This window comes from Humidesulfovibrio idahonensis, assembly GCF_054657715.1.
Window position 1 is genome coordinate 189,115 of record NZ_BAAHYE010000003.1, and the last position, 14,507, is coordinate 203,621.

Consider the following 14,507-nt stretch of genomic DNA (forward strand, 5'->3'; position numbering starts at 1 on the left):
TTAGGAAACGCGCACGGCCTCGGTGACGGACTCCACGTGGCGGATCTTGTCCAGCACGCCGTAAAGCTGCGTCAGGTTGGTCACCTCCACGGTGAACTCCATCACCGCGTTGCCGTCCACGTTGGACTGGAAGGTGCCCGCGTCGATGTTCACGTCGTCGCTGGTCAAAAGCGCCGTGACCTGTGAAAGCGCGCCCTTGAAGTTGCGGCACACGATGCGGATCTTGGCCGGATACGGCTTGTCCTCAACGCCGTCCCAGGCGACGGAGACCAGCCGCTCGGTCTCCAGGTCCTTCAGGTTCACGCAGTCCGCCGCGTGGATGGTGACCCCGCGCCCGCGCGAGATGTAGCCCACGATGGGCTCGCCCGGCAGGGGGTTGCAGCAGCTGGCGAAGCGCACCAAAACATCGTCCACGCCGCTGATCTTGATGCCCTCGCCCTTTTTCGGCTTGGCGGCCTCGGCCGGGGTCGGCGCGGGCTCCTGCTTGTTGCGCTGCTGCTGCGGGTCCTCCAGGGGCTTTTCACCCACATGGAGCATGCCGTACAGCTTTTGCAGCACCTTGCGCGGCGTCAGGCGCGCATAGCCCACCTGCGAAAGCAGCTCGTCCACGCTGGGAAAGCCCAGGTCCTCCGCCAATTTCAGGATGTGCCCTTCCTTGACGGCCTTGGCCACGTTGATGCCCAGCTTGCGGCCTTCCTTCTCCAGCATCTCCTTGGCCAGGCTGATGCTGCGGGCGCGCTCCTCGGTGCGGATGTACTGCTTGATGCGCGTTCTGGCGCGCGCGGTCTTGACGAACTTGAGCCAGTCTCGGCTGGGGTTGCGGTGCGCGTCGCTGATGATCTCGATGCGGTCGCCGTTCTTCAGCGGCGTGTCCAGGGTGACGAGCCGGCCGTTGACCTTGGCCCCGGCGCAGTGGTCGCCCACCTTGGAGTGCACGGCGTAGGCGAAGTCCACGGGCGTGGCGCCCTCGGGCAGCTCCTTGATGTCGCCCCGCGGGGTGAACACGTACACCTCGTCCTGGAACAGGTCGAAGCGCAGGCTCGCCATGAACTCGCGCGGGTCCTTGAGGTCGCGCTGCCAGTCCAGAATCTGCCTGAGCCAGGTGAAGCGCTCCGCGTCGCGGTTGCTGCCCTTCTTGCCGCGCTCCTTGTATTGCCAGTGCGCGGCCACGCCGTACTCGGCCACGCGGTTCATCTCCTCGGTGCGGATCTGTATCTCGATGCGCTCCCCGTCCGGCCCGATGACCGTGGTGTGGAGGCTTTGGTACATGTTCGCCTTGGGGATGGAGATGTAATCCTTGAAGCGGCCGGTCACCGGCTTCCAAATGGAGTGGATGAGCCCCAGCACCGCGTAGCAGTCCTTCAGGCTGGGCACGATGATGCGGAAGGCGATGAGGTCGAAGATCTGGTCGAGGCCCAGCTCCTGCTGCTGCATCTTGGCGTAGATGCTGTAGCGGTGCTTGGTGCGCCCGGCCACGCGGGCCTTGATGCTGTTTTCGTCCAGCATCTGGTTGATGAGCCCGATGACCTTGTCGATGTAGCCGTTGTCCGAGGTGTGGTGCGCGGCCACGCCCTGGTCGATCTGTTCGTACACGTCGGGCTTGAGGTACTTGAGGCACAAGTCCTCAAGCTCCACCTTGGTGCGGTGCAGGCCCAGGCGGTTGGCCAGCGGGGCGTAGATCTCCAGCGTCTCCTGGCTGATGAGCCGCTGCTTGACGGAGTTCTGGAAGTCCAGGGTGCGCATGTTGTGCAGGCGGTCGGCCAGCTTCACCATGAGCACGCGGATGTCCTCGGCCATGGCCAGAATCATTTTGCGGATGTTCTCCGCCTGGGCCACGGCCTTGGACTCGAACTGCATCTTGCTGATCTTGGTCACGCCGTCGACGATGTCGGCCACTTCCTCGCCAAAGAGCTCCTCGATCTCGTCGATGGTGGCCTTGGTGTCCTCCACCGTGTCGTGCAGCAGGCCCGCGGCCACCGTGGCCTCGTCCAGGGTCATGTCCGCCAGGACCTTGGCCACGCTCATGGGGTGTGAGAGATACGGCTCGCCGGAAAGGCGCGTCTGGCCGGCGTGGGCCTCGGCCGCGAAGATGTACGCTTTCTGGATAAGCTCCAGGTCGGGCTTTTCAATGTAGCTCGCGACCTTGTCGGTGATCTCGTTGATGCGGATCATTATTGTGTCAGCTCCGGGCCCTGGCTCACCTTGGGTATCCACCAGCGGATGAAATTATAGTCGATGCCGGCGGGCGCGGGCTCGATGCCCTGCACCCGGGCGTGGACCATGGGCAGGGCCATGGGCACGTAAAGGAAGCAATACGGCTGATCCTGGTGCAGGATCTCCTGAATGCGGTCGTAGATGGGCTTGCGCTGTTTCTGGTCAAGCAGGCGGCGGCCGCGCTCCAGAAGCGCGTCCAACTCCGGGTTCTTGTAGCCCACGAAGTTGAGCCCGCCGGGCACCGCGCGCGAGGAATGCCACACGTCGTAGATGTCCGGGTCCTGGGTGATGGTCCAGCCCAGGAGGATCGCGTCAAAGCGGCCCTTGTCCACGAACTCCTTGAGGAACGCGGCCCACTCCACGGTGCGGATCTCCACCTTGATGCCCAGGTCCTTGAGGCGGCTTTGGATGATGATGGCCGCCTTGATGCGCTGGCTGTTGCCCTGGTTGGTCAAGATGGTGAAGGCGAAGGGCGCGCCCTTGGCGTCCACCAGGGGGCCGTCCGGCGTGCGCCTGGTCCAGCCCGCCTCGGCCAGCAGCTTCTTCGCCTTGGCCGGATCGTACTCGTTGGCCGGGATCTTGTCGTCGTAGGCCCAGGTGCCGGGTTTGTAGGGCACGCCGGTGGCTATGCCCAGCCCGGCCAGCACGCCGCGCACTATCTCGTCCTTGTCGATGGCGTGGGTGATGGCCCAGCGCACGCGCACATCCGAAAAGAGCCGGCTCTTCAGGTTGAAGGCCATGAAGGTGTAGCTGGAGGACACATACTGGAACTTGCGGTAGTTTTTCGCCCAGCCGTCTTCCGTCTGGTACAGGTACTGCTGGGGCGAAAGGCCTATTTCGTCCAGGTTGCCGCTTTTAAGCTCCATGAACTGCGTGGACTGGTCGGGGATGATGCGCACCACCACTTCGTCGATGTACGGCCGGCCCTCGAAGTAGTCCGGGTTGGCCACCAGCACCAGCCTGTTGCTGGCCGTCCATTCCTTCAAAACATACGGCCCCGCGCCGATGGGGTGGCGCGAGAACGGCGTCTTCAGCAGGTCTTGGCCTTCCAGCAGGTGCCGGGGCAAAATGGCGCTGGCCCAGGTGACGAGAGCGCGCGCGAAAGGCTTGTCGTAGCGCACCTCGAAGGAGTACTCGCCCGTCAACTTGAAGGACTTCACGGCCAGAAAGTCTTCCGCGTAGGCCGTGGGGGTTTTGGGATCGATCATGAGCTTGTAGGTGAACTCCACATCGCGCGCGGTGAGGGGCACGCCGTCGGTCCAGCGGATGTCCCGCCGCAGGCGGAAGCGCAAAAGCCGGCCATCTTCAAGAATCTCAAAGGACTCCGCGGCCTGCGGTACAAGATTGATGTTCTTGTCGTACTTCAGTGGCGCAACATAGAGCAGATCGGCTATTTCGTGGGACGACGCGTCCGTGGACAGCGGGGGGATCAGGTTGCTGGGCTCGCCGATGGTGGCCTGCACAAAACGGCCGCCCGGCTCCGGCGTGGCCGGAACGGCGGGCGCGGCGGCGACCGAGGCAGAGGAGGAGGACGCCGGGCGCTCGGAGTCGGCCCGGCCGCAGGCGGCCAGGAGAAGCATTCCACACAACAGTATGCGCAGGGTCGCCCGCATCATCAATCCTCTTGCCAAAACGTTCATTTTTGCGCATATAATATGCGAAGAGCGCCTTGCGGAAACACTATGGCCCAGACGCAGGCAAAAGCCAAGCGGCCCTCGCCCTTGCGTTTATGGTGACTATTGTTGCCTGCTTATGTATGATATAACCCTCTGGGCCCGCACATAGCGTTCCATTTACCCAAGATTACAGGGAGTTTTCGACGACATGCCCATCGCCGACGAAACCAAGATTCGGGAAATCCTCACCCGATTCACCCGGGAGACCATCCCGGACTATATCATTGAGAACGCTACCTCCATCCTTGAGGCCGATGGAGTGCAGAAGCTCGACATCCAGCAGCGCGACCAGTTCATGGACGTGGACGGGCAGGTGCAGGGCGAGGACTTCCAGATCTACACCTCCGAGCTTGGCATCAACCTGGCCGACGGCACCATCAATTCTTACTGCAACTGCCCGGAATCATTCTCCGGCGTGTGCCGCCACGTGGGCGCAACCGCGCTCAAGATGCTGAAAAGCCTCTCCACCGACAAGAAAAAGGCCGACCTGCCCCGCCCCCGCACGGACTGGCGGCAAACCTTCCGCGCCTTTTTCTCCACCGAGCTTGAGCCCGAACCGGGCAAGCACTATTTCGTGTTCCGCTTCTACCCGGAGCCCGGCCGGCTCCAGGTGTCCTTCTCCCGCGCGCGGCAGAACAAGAGCGGCATCTCCGCCGTGCAGCAGGACATCACCCTGGAGCAGATCATCAAGAACCCGGACTGGTGCGAGCTTTCGCCCGGTTTGCCCAAGATCGCCGGCATGATAGCCTACCACCTGGACTACCAGGGCCACCGCGTGGAGCTGCCCGCGGGCCTGCACTCCTGGTTCTTCCGCGCCATCAAGAACGAGTACTACCTGTACCTGCGCGACAGCGAGTCGCCCGTGCGCATAGAGACCAAGACCCTGCACCTGAAGCTTTCGCCGCAACTTTCCGAGGACGGCCTGGGCTTCGACCTCATGCTCTCGCGCGAGGACCGCCCGCCCTTCTCCATCCGCAAGGAAGACGAGATTTTCTTTTACGGGCGCATGCCGCTCTGGGTGTTCTGGAAGGGCAACTTCCACCCCGTGCAGACCGGGCTCGACCCGGAGCTCATTCAAGAAATGGTGGAGCAGGGGCCCATCGTGCCCCACGCCGACATTTCCGAGTACCTGGACCGCGTGTGGACCAAGATCCCGGTCTCCGACCTCTACGGCCAGGAGGACTTCCTGGAGCGCATGGGGCCCATCTTCCAGCCCGCGGAGTTCAACCCCAAGCTGTACCTCGACGAGGAAGGCAGCCTGCTGGTGCTCAAAATCCAGTGCGTGTACGAAACCGAGCACGGCGAGGTGACCCTGCCCGGCCCCAACCCGGATCTGCAGACCGGCAGCTACCGCTACGCCGACAAGAGCTACCTCATCCGCCGCGCCCAGGACGAGGAGGCCGTGCTCTTCGCCGAACTCCAGCACATGGGCTTCCAGCCGCGCAGCAACCACACCTGGTTCATGGAGCAGGAAGCGGCCATCAATTTCCTGCTCGACTTCTATCCCATGCTGGTGGAGGGCTACCGCGTCTACGGCGAGCAGAACCTGACGCGCTACAAGGTGCGCCTGAGCAAGCCGGAGATTGTGGCCGAGGTCAAGAGCGACGAGGAGAACAAGTGGTTCACCCTCGACCTCACCATCCAGTACGACGACCAGAAGGTGCCCATCGAGGACATCTGGCGCGCCTGGGTGCAGAAGAAGCGCTACGTGCAGCTCAAGGACGGCTCGTACACCAGCCTGCCCGAAGCCTGGCTGCGCAAGCTGGGCCATAAGCTCAAGGCCCTGGGCTTCGACCCGGAGAAGCCGCCCCAGAAGAAGTTCCAGCAGTTCGAGGCCCCGGTGCTGGACAACCTGCTGGACGACATGCCCGGCGCCCGCACCGACGCCTACTTCGTGAAGCTGCGCGACAAGATCAGCAACTTCCAGCAGATACGCCAAATTCCGCCCCCGCGCGGGCTGAACGCGACCCTGCGTCCGTACCAGGTCATGGGCCTTTCGTACCTGAACTTCCTGCGCGAGTATGGCTTCGGCGGCATTCTGGCCGACGAAATGGGCCTGGGCAAAACCGTGCAGACCCTGTCCTTCGTGCTCTCGCTCATCGAGCGCGGCCCCACGGGACCGTGCCTCATCGTGGTGCCCACCAGCGTGCTGCCCAACTGGGAGCGCGAGGCCGCGAAATTCGTGCCCAGCGTGCGCCGGCTCACCATCTACGGCGCCAAGCGCGACGACCTTTTCCTGCGCATCAAGGACTCGGACATCATCATCACCACCTACGCCCTGCTCCGCCGCGACCTGGAAGAGCTGTGCAAGTACAAGTACACGGTGGTGATTCTCGACGAAGCGCAGAACATCAAGAACCCCAACACCATCACGGCACGCAGCGTGCGCCGCCTCGACGCGGACATGCGCCTGTGCCTTTCGGGCACGCCCATCGAGAACAATCTCTTCGAGCTGTGGAGCCTGTTCGAATTCCTCATGCCCGGCTTCCTGGGTTCGCAGCACGCCTTCCAGCGCGGCATCGTGAAGCCCATCAAGGACGCCGACGAGGAAACGCTCGAATACCTGCGCAGCCGCGTGAAGCCCTTCATTCTGCGGCGCACCAAGAGCGAGGTCGCCAAGGACCTGCCGCCCAAGATCGAGACCACGCACTACTGCGAACTGGCCGACGAACAGCGCGACCTCTACGGCGCGCTGGCCGCCAAGCTGAAGGAGCAGGTGCTGCGCGACGTGGACGAGAAGGGCCTGGCCAAGAGCCAGATGTCCATTCTGGACGCGCTGTTGAAGCTGCGCCAAATCTGCTGCCACCCGCGCCTCTTGAAGCTCGACATCCCCGGCATCAACACCAACCTGCCCTCGGGCAAGTTCGACGCCTTCAAGGATCTCGTGACGGACATCGTGGAAGGCGGGCACAAGGTGCTCGTGTTCTCGCAGTTCGTGCAGATGCTGCACATCATCCGCTCCTGGCTGCAGATCCGCGAGGTGCCCTTCGCCTACCTCGACGGTTCGAGCAAGGACCGCTTCGAGCAGGTGGACAAGTTCAACGACACGCCGGAGATCCCGATCTTCCTCATTTCGCTCAAGGCTGGCGGCACCGGACTCAACTTGACGTCCGCCGACTACGTCATACACTATGACCCGTGGTGGAACCCGGCCGTGGAGAACCAGGCCACGGACCGCACCCACCGCATCGGCCAGAAGCGTCAGGTGTTTGCGTACAAGATGATCTGCCAGAACACGGTTGAGGAAAAGATCTTGAAGCTGCAGGAAATGAAGAAGGACGTCGCCGAGGCCATCATCCCCGGCCAGTCGGCCTTCAAGTCGCTCACGCGCGACGACCTGGAAATGCTTTTTGAGATCTAGCCCCAGCCAGGGACCCGGAACCCTTGATGAATAGATTGACGTATCCGCTGGTGCGGCTTTTCGACCAGATTCAGGCGTACGCCGAGGCCGAAGACACGCACCGCCGCGTGGGCCAGGGGCTGGTGTTCTTTTTCCTGGCCTCCCTGGGACTCATAGAGCTGAACAGCCTGGGCCTGTTGCCGGAGGCGCTGGCGCGGGTCATCTCGCTGAACCGCTTTGACGCCGTGACCCAGACCTTCACCCTGGTGCTGGTGCTGGAGGTCGTCGAGCTGGTGTTCTCGCTGCCGCGGTCCACCTCACGCTCGGTGGGCAAGCAGTTCGAAATCCTCGCCCTCATCCTCATCCGCAACGCCTTCAAGGAGCTCACGCACCTGCCGGTGCCCATCGTGCTCACCGGACACACCGACGTGCTCATCAACCTGGGCCTGGACGGCGCCGGGGCGCTGACCGTGTTCGCCCTGCTGGGCGCGTACAAATACGCCCAGCGCTGCGCGCCGCGCCATTGGGCGCCCACCATCCTGGCCAAGTTCATCACCGCCAAGAAGCTGGTGGCCCTGCTCGTGCTGGCCGCGTTCCTGTTCATGGGCCTGTACGACGGCTACCTGCTGCTGCGCGGCGAGCCCACCTTCGACATCTTCCACGACTTCTACACGCTGCTCATCTTCACGGACATTCTCATCGTGCTCATAGCCCAGCGCTACATGCCGGAATTCCACGCCATCTTCCGCAACTCCGGGTTCGCGCTGTCCACGTTGTTCATCCGCATGGCCCTGACCGCCGACACCATGCTCGCGGTCATCATGGGCGTCGGGGCCATGGTCTTCGCCGTGGGCCTCACGTACGCCTCCAACCGCTTCTACGCCATCACGCAAACAGGTGGGCCATGTCTCCTTCCGGATTCTCGAAAGTAGGCCAGAGCGCCAAAAAGCGCCTCTACGGCCCGCGCGCCGCGCTGGTCGCCGGCTATGCCCCCGTGGAACAGGACGCGTTCGTGGCCATGCTGGAACGCTTCCACCTGGCGGACATCCCCGTGGTCTTCGCCACCGGGGCGGACATGGACCGCACGGTCGGCGAGATCCTGACCTCCGCCCCCGGCCACGGCCGCGGAGAGGAAAGCCCCCTGCCGCGCGCCACGGTGCTCTCCGGCGTCACGGAAAAGGAGCTGTCCACCATCATGGCCGCCTGGAAACACCTGGGCCTGCCGCGCCAGAACTGGGCCACCCTCACCCCCACATCGGAAGGCTGGCCGCTCATCGACCTCTTGACCGAACTGGACCTTGAGCGCGTGGCGCTCTCTCCCAAGTCTTAGACACCGACTTTTCATTCTTTTCCTCATCCCGGAACATTTGGCGCCGCCGCGCCGGAGCAGTCCGCCACTGTGGCGGGTGGCCGGCTCACCGGTCCTCCACTGACCGTGAGCTCGAGTGCATACCGCGCGCTCGCCACGCCGGAGTCCCCCCGACCCTTCCCTTCCTCCGCTCTTCACCCTCTACGATGCATAGCCGGACGACTGTCTTTGCGTAATACTGCGTTCTCATTACACTATAAAATCTCTACTGCGCTGATCTGAATTACGCAAAACCTCCGCACAGCACCTGCGCCAAGAACGATACCTACATTGGACCATGCAATAGCCCATCAGCTTTCGCTATGCAGTTCAGCTATTTATCTATCATGATTGTATTCATATTTTATACATCAAGCCGTTGCATCATGTCCAAGCGCATGGTAGCGTATTAACAATCAGAATATAGACACCGAGCCTATTTGTTCAGCATTTGGCTCTTTACCATCAATCCGCCGCTGTTGGAGGCACCATGAAACTCGGGCTGCGTTCCAAACTTCTCCTTCCCACCATTGCCGCTGTTGTCGTCAGCATGGCTTTGGCCAGCTATTTCTCCTCGCGCAAAGCCTCCGAAGAGCTCTGGGCCGAATTGCTGAACTCCTCCCGAATCCTGGCGGGCAATCTTGCCAGCGGCGTCGGCTCCTTCAGCGGCGATGTGAAAGCCGCCGTGGTGCTGCAGGCCCAAAACGGCAAGATCAAACGCGCCCTCACCGAAGGCACGCCCGAAAGCCTGAAGGAAGCCCGCGAGGCGCTCATCGCCCTCAACAAGTTCGACGAATCCCTCCAGGGCACGAACATCCTCTCGGCCAAGGGCGATGTCGTCGCCACCGACGCGGGCGAAGCCAAGGGCAACTACGCGGACCGCGAGTACTTCAAAAAAGCCATGGCCGGAGAGCCCAACGTCTCCGAGCCGCTCTTGAGCCGCGCCACCAACAAGCCCGTGTGCATCGTGGCCGCGCCCATCAAGTCCGGCGAGCAGGTCGTCGGCGTCATTTACGCCCGGCTGGACCTGGGCAAGTTTTCCGAGAACGTCGTGGCGCCGGTCAAGGTCGGCCAAAGCGGCTACGCCTACATGGCCAGCAAGGCCGGGGTGGTCTTCAGCCACCCGGACAAGGCGCAGATCTTAAAGCTCAAGCTGTCTGAGGTGGAATGGGCCAAGCCGCTGCTCACCAGCGAAAACGGCGTGGTGCAATACACGGAGGGCGGCGTGGACAAGTCCGCCATCTTCGCCCGCGACCCCGAAACCGGCTGGGTCTCCATCATCACCGTCAGCACGGCCGACATCGCCAAGGCGGCAGGGCATGTGCGCCTCTACAGCGCCATGTTCGGCGGCCTGGGCATCGTCCTGGTCTGCCTGGCCATCATCCTCATCCTGAACTACGTGCTGCGCGACCTGAACCACTGCGTGCAGTTCTCCGAAACCGTGGCCACCGGCAACCTCGACCACAATCTCGAGCTCGCCCGCGACGACGAGCTGGGCCGCCTGGCGGACTCGCTGCGCAAAATGGTGAACAGCCTGCGCGACATGATCGGCACCGCACAGCAAAAAACAACGGAGGCCGAGGAGCAGACGGCGCTGGCCCGCATAGCCACCACGGAGGCCGAGGAAGCCAAAGCCCAGGCCGAAAGCGCCAAGCGCGCGGGCATGCTGCACGCCGCCCAGCAGTTGGAGACCATCGTCGAGGTGGTCACCTCCGCCTCCACCGAGCTTTCCGCGCAAATCGAGGAATCAAGCCGCGGCGCCGAGAACCAGGCCGCCCGCGTGAGCGAGACCGCCACGGCCATGGAGGAAATGACCGCAACCGTCATCGAGGTGGCGAGAAACGCCGGCCAGGCCGCGGAAACAGCCGGCTCCGCGCGGGAAAAGGCCCAGGACGGCGCGGGCACGGTGGGCAAGGTCGTCACCGGCATGAACGACGTGCAGAAGCAGACCAACCAGCTCAAGGCCGACATGGCCCTGCTGGGCAAACAGGCCGAGGACATCGGCCGCATCATGACCGTCATCACCGACATCGCCGACCAGACCAACCTCCTGGCGCTCAATGCCGCCATCGAGGCGGCCCGCGCGGGCGACGCCGGACGCGGCTTCGCCGTCGTGGCCGACGAAGTGCGCAAGCTGGCCGAGAAGACCATGAGCGCCACCAAGGAAGTGGGCGACGCTATCGGCGTCATCCAAAAGAGCACCAGGCTCAATGTGGAGAACGTCGAGAAGTCCGTGCTCCTCATCGAGACCGCCACCGGCCTTGCCAAGGATTCGGGCGCGGCCCTGGGCGAGATCGTGCATCTCGTCGACTCCGCCTCGGACCAGGTGCGCTCCATCGCCACGGCAAGCGAAGAGCAAAGCGCCGCCAGCGAAGAGATCAACCGCTCCATCGAGCAGGTGAACATCATCTCCAGCGAGACCTCGCAGGCCATGAACGAGGCGGCCAAGGCCGTTGGCGAACTGGCCGAGCAGGCGCAGATGCTCAAGGCGCTCATTGAGAAGCTGAACCAGGAGGGACGCGGCTAGCAAAAGGCTCGCCCCACAGAGGCGCAGCCTGGCGAAGACGCGTTACGGCAACCGCGGGCGCAAGGCGTGAAGTTCGAGGAGGTTGTTCACTCGGCCCAAATCGGTCAAATTGGGTTTGCGAGAACGCAACGGCCGACAGGATGACCGAGTGAACATCCAAGCCAAGCCAGATTGACTCCCGTTCGTCGAGAGGATTTGGTGCGCCGGGTTCCCGCGGGGGAGAAGCCGCAGGGCAGGCTTCCGCCCTGGCTGCGCCATTGCATGCTTACGCTTTCCGGGGTCGCTTTGCGGCGGCCTTGCGATCCTGGGCTGCCTTGCCCAGGCGTCGGCACTTTCAGCCGCAAAGCGGCGACGCGCCCGGCTCTCTCCGGGCAAGCCCGGCGCAACGGCGCGCAACGGCGATGTTCACTATTCGAGAATCCGCCCGAACTCAGGGCAACGCCCGGTCAACGCTCCCTGCGGCAGCCTTCAACAAACGCTGGCGTTTCCTTCAAAATAAACGGCAAGGGACAGGCCCGGCGCGCTGGCCGCCACGCTGCATTGGTAGCCCGGCTCCACGGTGATGTCGCGGGTCGTCCATGCGCCGCACGCCTGCTCCGGCGCGGCTGGGAGCGTATGCTGCGGCTCCTCCGCCAGACACAGCGGGGACGGGCTGGGCGTGGGCGCAAAAGGCAGTGCCACGAGCCACCCTTGCGCCAGGGGTACCGGCAGCACCTGGAAGCTTTGCAGCGGCTGGTTCAGACCTCTGCCCAGCGCCTTGAGCACAGCCTCCTTCCTTGTCCAGCAGCGGTAAAAGGCCGTTGTGCGCTCCGCCGCCGGCAAGGAGCGGATCGCCTCGCATTCGCGCGGGTGCAGCTGCTCCGCAAGTTCAAGGAGATCCGGCAGGGGAGTGGTTCGCTCCACGTCGATGCCGACGGATCCGGACCGGCAAAAAGCCGTCCACACCATGTCGCCGGAGTGCGAAATGGAAAAGTCGAGCCCGCCTCCGCCGGAAGGCACGTTTTGAGGGCAGACGGGCTTGCCCCAGGGGGCGCGCGCGAACTCCGCGCGGAACGGCCGCCCCAGCGCCGCCTCAAGCACTCGCCGCACAAGCGCCCTGCCGGTCAGATGCCTGGCCGCGTCCTTGGCCTGGACAAAGCGCCGGGCCTGGGCCATTTCTCCCGGCGTCACAAAAGGCGTGGCCGCGGCGGTCCAATCAGCGGCGTCCCCGTCAAGCCGCACGCCCACGCAGAAAAGCGCAGCCTCGTCCACCAGGGGGGCACGTTGCGAGAAGAAGGCCTGCGCAAGCGCCATGGCTCAAGCCTCCAGGCGCAGCGCGCGCGCAATCTCGTCGGCGAGGTCCTGCCAGTGGTCCTGCAGATAGAAGTGATTGCCAGCGAAGGTGCGGATGCGGAACGCTCCGGAGGTCAGCCCCTCCCACTCGCGCGCCTGCCGCTCGGTGATGAGGTCATGGTCGCCCATGAACACGGTGATGGGCACCGGCAGCGGATCGATGGGCCCGGGCCGCCAGGTTTCCACGGCGGTGAAGTCCGCCCGCAGGATCGGCTCCATGTAGCCGCGCAGCTCGGCGCATTCGGCCACGCACTGCGGCACGCCGCCCAGCGCCGTCACATAGTCCCACAAATCCTCCGGCGCGCGCGCCGCGGCGGCGGCGAAGAAGGGACCCCTCCCATTGGCGGGCGGGGCCGCGGCGGAAATGAACAGCGCCCGCGGCAGGGGCAAGCCGCCCTTTTGCGTGTGGACCGCGCAGAGCAGCGCCAGCAGGCCCCCCATGCTATGCCCGAACAATGCATAGGGCCCCTTCCGCGCCAGGGGGAGCATGTGCGCGGCCAAGTCCTGCGTCATGGACTCCATGCTGGTGCGCAGCGGCTCTTGATGGCGCCGGCCCCGCCCCGGCAATTCCAGGGGATGGAAGGCGACCGAGGCGGGCAGGCAGTTGCCGAGCTTCGCGTAATATGCGGCATTGCCGCCCGCGTGCGGAATGCAAAAGAGCGTTGCGGCGGAGCCTTCCGCCTGGTCCGCGCAGATATAGTCCGCGCAGACATGGTCCGCGCCGGGCTGGACGCACCGGGTCAGCCGCATGCCGGAACCCGGGGCTCCCCGGCCCGCGGCCCCGTGACGATCACTGGTCATGCGCTGCTCCGCGCGGCTTCTGGGCGTGGCGGCCCCTGCCCTTTCACACGGTCACCCAGCCGGCATTGTCGTCCAAGTCCTTCAGGATGATGCGCGACGCCTGTTCCGGGTGGCCGATGCGCGCATGTATCTGCTTGAGCACTATCTGGTTGCCGGCCATGCCGCAGATCTCGAGCTTTCCGATGTCGTGCCCGATGATGTACTTGAAGCGCTTGCCGTAGCCGTTGAGCTTCGCCCGGGCCCGGTCCACTATGTCGATGCCCTGCTTGAGCGGGATTTGAAAATGGTGGCGCACGCGGGAAACGGGCATGCACTGGTAGAGGTAATACGGGTTCACGCCGATGGCCAAAAGCCCTTCCATCAGGGCGGCGATGTCCTTCGCCGTATCGTTCACCCCGCGCAGCAGCACCGCCTGGTTGTTCACCGTGGCCCCGCAAAGCCGCAGCCGCCGTATGGCCTCCGTCGCCATGGGCGTTATCTCGCGCACATGGTTGAAATGCGTGGCGATGTACAGCGCCTTGCGTTCATTGAACGCGCGCAACAAATCCACGAGTCCGTCATCGAAAAGGCGCAGCGGATAGGTGACCGGAACGCGCGAGCCGATGCGCACGAAGTCCACATGCCCAATTTCGGCCAGGGCCTCCAGCATGGTGCGCAGCGCCGGGGTGGAGAGCATCAGCGGATCGCCGCCGGACAGGATGACGTTGTCGATTTCAGTATGTTGCGCGATGTAATGCAGCGCGCCCGCGAAATCCCGCGGAGTGTGGCCGCCCGGCTTGCCCACGATTCTTCTGCGGAAGCAGTGGCGGCAATGCATGGCGCAGCATTCGGTGACGACCACGAGCGCGGTGTAGTCGTACTTGTGCAGCACGCCGTTGCCCTTGTCGTGCTTGTCGTCGCCGTAGGGATCCGCGGTGGTTTCGCCCATGGCCCCGGCCACCACGAGTTCCTCGACGCCGGGAAAGCACATGCGGCGGATGGGGTCGTCCGGGTCAGCCCAGTCGATGAGGCTCAGGTAATACCGAGGGATGTTGATGGGATGGACCTGGGCGACCTCCCGCAGCTTCATCTCCTCGTCCGGCTCAAACGATGCGTACTCTTTGAGCTGGTCAATGGTCACGACATTGTTGGCGAGCTCTTTTTCCCAGCCAAGCCGCGGCCAATCCGCTTCACCATGCATCACAGCTGTCTCCTTTACTCTGCGTGCCGACACAGCGCCAGGGGGGTTGTCTTGCGAGGATCGTCCGGAACGCTAAAGGACTCCATGCG

Annotated in this window: 9 protein-coding genes; 4 read left to right on the forward strand and 5 right to left on the reverse strand. The window is 63.9% G+C overall.

The genetic code is table 11. The annotated features are described in order from the left end of the window. Complete coding sequence (locus ACYQ4W_RS07560; RefSeq protein WP_459854823.1) at positions 1 to 2,172, reverse strand: RelA/SpoT family protein; 2,172 nt, start codon at positions 2,170 to 2,172, stop codon at positions 1 to 3. Continuing rightward, positions 2,172 to 3,827 (reverse strand): peptide-binding protein, encoded by a 1,656-nt coding sequence (locus ACYQ4W_RS07565; protein ID WP_459858512.1) that lies wholly within the window; start codon positions 3,825 to 3,827, stop codon positions 2,172 to 2,174. Before ACYQ4W_RS07565 ends, ACYQ4W_RS07560 begins: the two co-directional genes overlap by 1 nt. A 211-nt stretch (positions 3,828 to 4,038) precedes the next feature. Here ACYQ4W_RS07565 and ACYQ4W_RS07570 point away from each other — a divergent pair, with 211 nt between their 5' ends. The 4 genes from ACYQ4W_RS07570 to ACYQ4W_RS07585 all read left to right on the forward strand — a co-directional run bounded on the left by ACYQ4W_RS07570 (position 4,039) and on the right by ACYQ4W_RS07585 (position 11,105). Then, entirely contained in the window at positions 4,039 to 7,251 is a 3,213-nt protein-coding gene (locus ACYQ4W_RS07570; protein WP_459854826.1) for an SNF2-related protein, read from the forward strand. Between the two features lie 26 nt (positions 7,252 to 7,277). Beyond that, entirely contained in the window at positions 7,278 to 8,162 is an 885-nt protein-coding gene (locus ACYQ4W_RS07575; RefSeq protein WP_459854829.1) for a hypothetical protein, read from the forward strand. After that, positions 8,135 to 8,560 (forward strand): DUF3783 domain-containing protein, encoded by a 426-nt coding sequence (locus tag ACYQ4W_RS07580; protein WP_459854831.1) that lies wholly within the window; start codon positions 8,135 to 8,137, stop codon positions 8,558 to 8,560. Before ACYQ4W_RS07575 ends, ACYQ4W_RS07580 begins: the two co-directional genes overlap by 28 nt. Before the next feature lie 508 nt (positions 8,561 to 9,068). Next, a complete protein-coding gene (locus ACYQ4W_RS07585) occupies positions 9,069 to 11,105 on the forward strand; it encodes a methyl-accepting chemotaxis protein (protein ID WP_459854833.1) in 2,037 nt (678 codons plus the stop codon). Positions 11,106 to 11,573: 468 nt separating this feature from the next. Here ACYQ4W_RS07585 and ACYQ4W_RS07590 read toward each other — a convergent pair whose 3' ends face one another. The 3 genes from ACYQ4W_RS07590 to ACYQ4W_RS07600 are packed head-to-tail and all read right to left on the reverse strand — an operon-like array spanning position 11,574 to position 14,418. Then, on the reverse strand, positions 11,574 to 12,398 hold the full coding sequence (locus ACYQ4W_RS07590) for a 4'-phosphopantetheinyl transferase family protein (RefSeq protein WP_459854836.1): 825 nt from the start codon (positions 12,396 to 12,398) through the stop codon (positions 11,574 to 11,576). Between the two features lie 3 nt (positions 12,399 to 12,401). After that, complete coding sequence (locus tag ACYQ4W_RS07595; RefSeq protein WP_459854839.1) at positions 12,402 to 13,238, reverse strand: thioesterase II family protein; 837 nt, start codon at positions 13,236 to 13,238, stop codon at positions 12,402 to 12,404. A gap of 43 nt (positions 13,239 to 13,281) precedes the next feature. Further along, the gene (locus ACYQ4W_RS07600) at positions 13,282 to 14,418 is read right to left on the reverse strand and encodes a KamA family radical SAM protein (protein ID WP_459854842.1); all 1,137 of its coding nucleotides are present in this window, start codon (positions 14,416 to 14,418) and stop codon (positions 13,282 to 13,284) included. Positions 14,419 to 14,507 lie beyond the last annotated feature (89 nt).

What these genes read in the sequence shown, in the direction of transcription:
- ACYQ4W_RS07560 (WP_459854823.1), bottom strand. Translation starts at nt 2,172, where the DNA reads ATGATCCGCATCAACGAGATCACCGACAAGGTCGCGAGCTACATTGAA.
- ACYQ4W_RS07565 (WP_459858512.1), bottom strand. Translation starts at nt 3,827, where the DNA reads ATGCGGGCGACCCTGCGCATACTGTTGTGTGGAATGCTTCTCCTGGCC.
- ACYQ4W_RS07570 (WP_459854826.1), top strand. Translation starts at nt 4,039, where the DNA reads ATGCCCATCGCCGACGAAACCAAGATTCGGGAAATCCTCACCCGATTC.
- ACYQ4W_RS07575 (WP_459854829.1), top strand. Translation starts at nt 7,278, where the DNA reads ATGAATAGATTGACGTATCCGCTGGTGCGGCTTTTCGACCAGATTCAG.
- ACYQ4W_RS07580 (WP_459854831.1), top strand. Translation starts at nt 8,135, where the DNA reads ATGTCTCCTTCCGGATTCTCGAAAGTAGGCCAGAGCGCCAAAAAGCGC.
- ACYQ4W_RS07585 (WP_459854833.1), top strand. Translation starts at nt 9,069, where the DNA reads ATGAAACTCGGGCTGCGTTCCAAACTTCTCCTTCCCACCATTGCCGCT.
- ACYQ4W_RS07590 (WP_459854836.1), bottom strand. Translation starts at nt 12,398, where the DNA reads ATGGCGCTTGCGCAGGCCTTCTTCTCGCAACGTGCCCCCCTGGTGGAC.
- ACYQ4W_RS07595 (WP_459854839.1), bottom strand. Translation starts at nt 13,238, where the DNA reads ATGACCAGTGATCGTCACGGGGCCGCGGGCCGGGGAGCCCCGGGTTCC.
- ACYQ4W_RS07600 (WP_459854842.1), bottom strand. Translation starts at nt 14,418, where the DNA reads ATGCATGGTGAAGCGGATTGGCCGCGGCTTGGCTGGGAAAAAGAGCTC.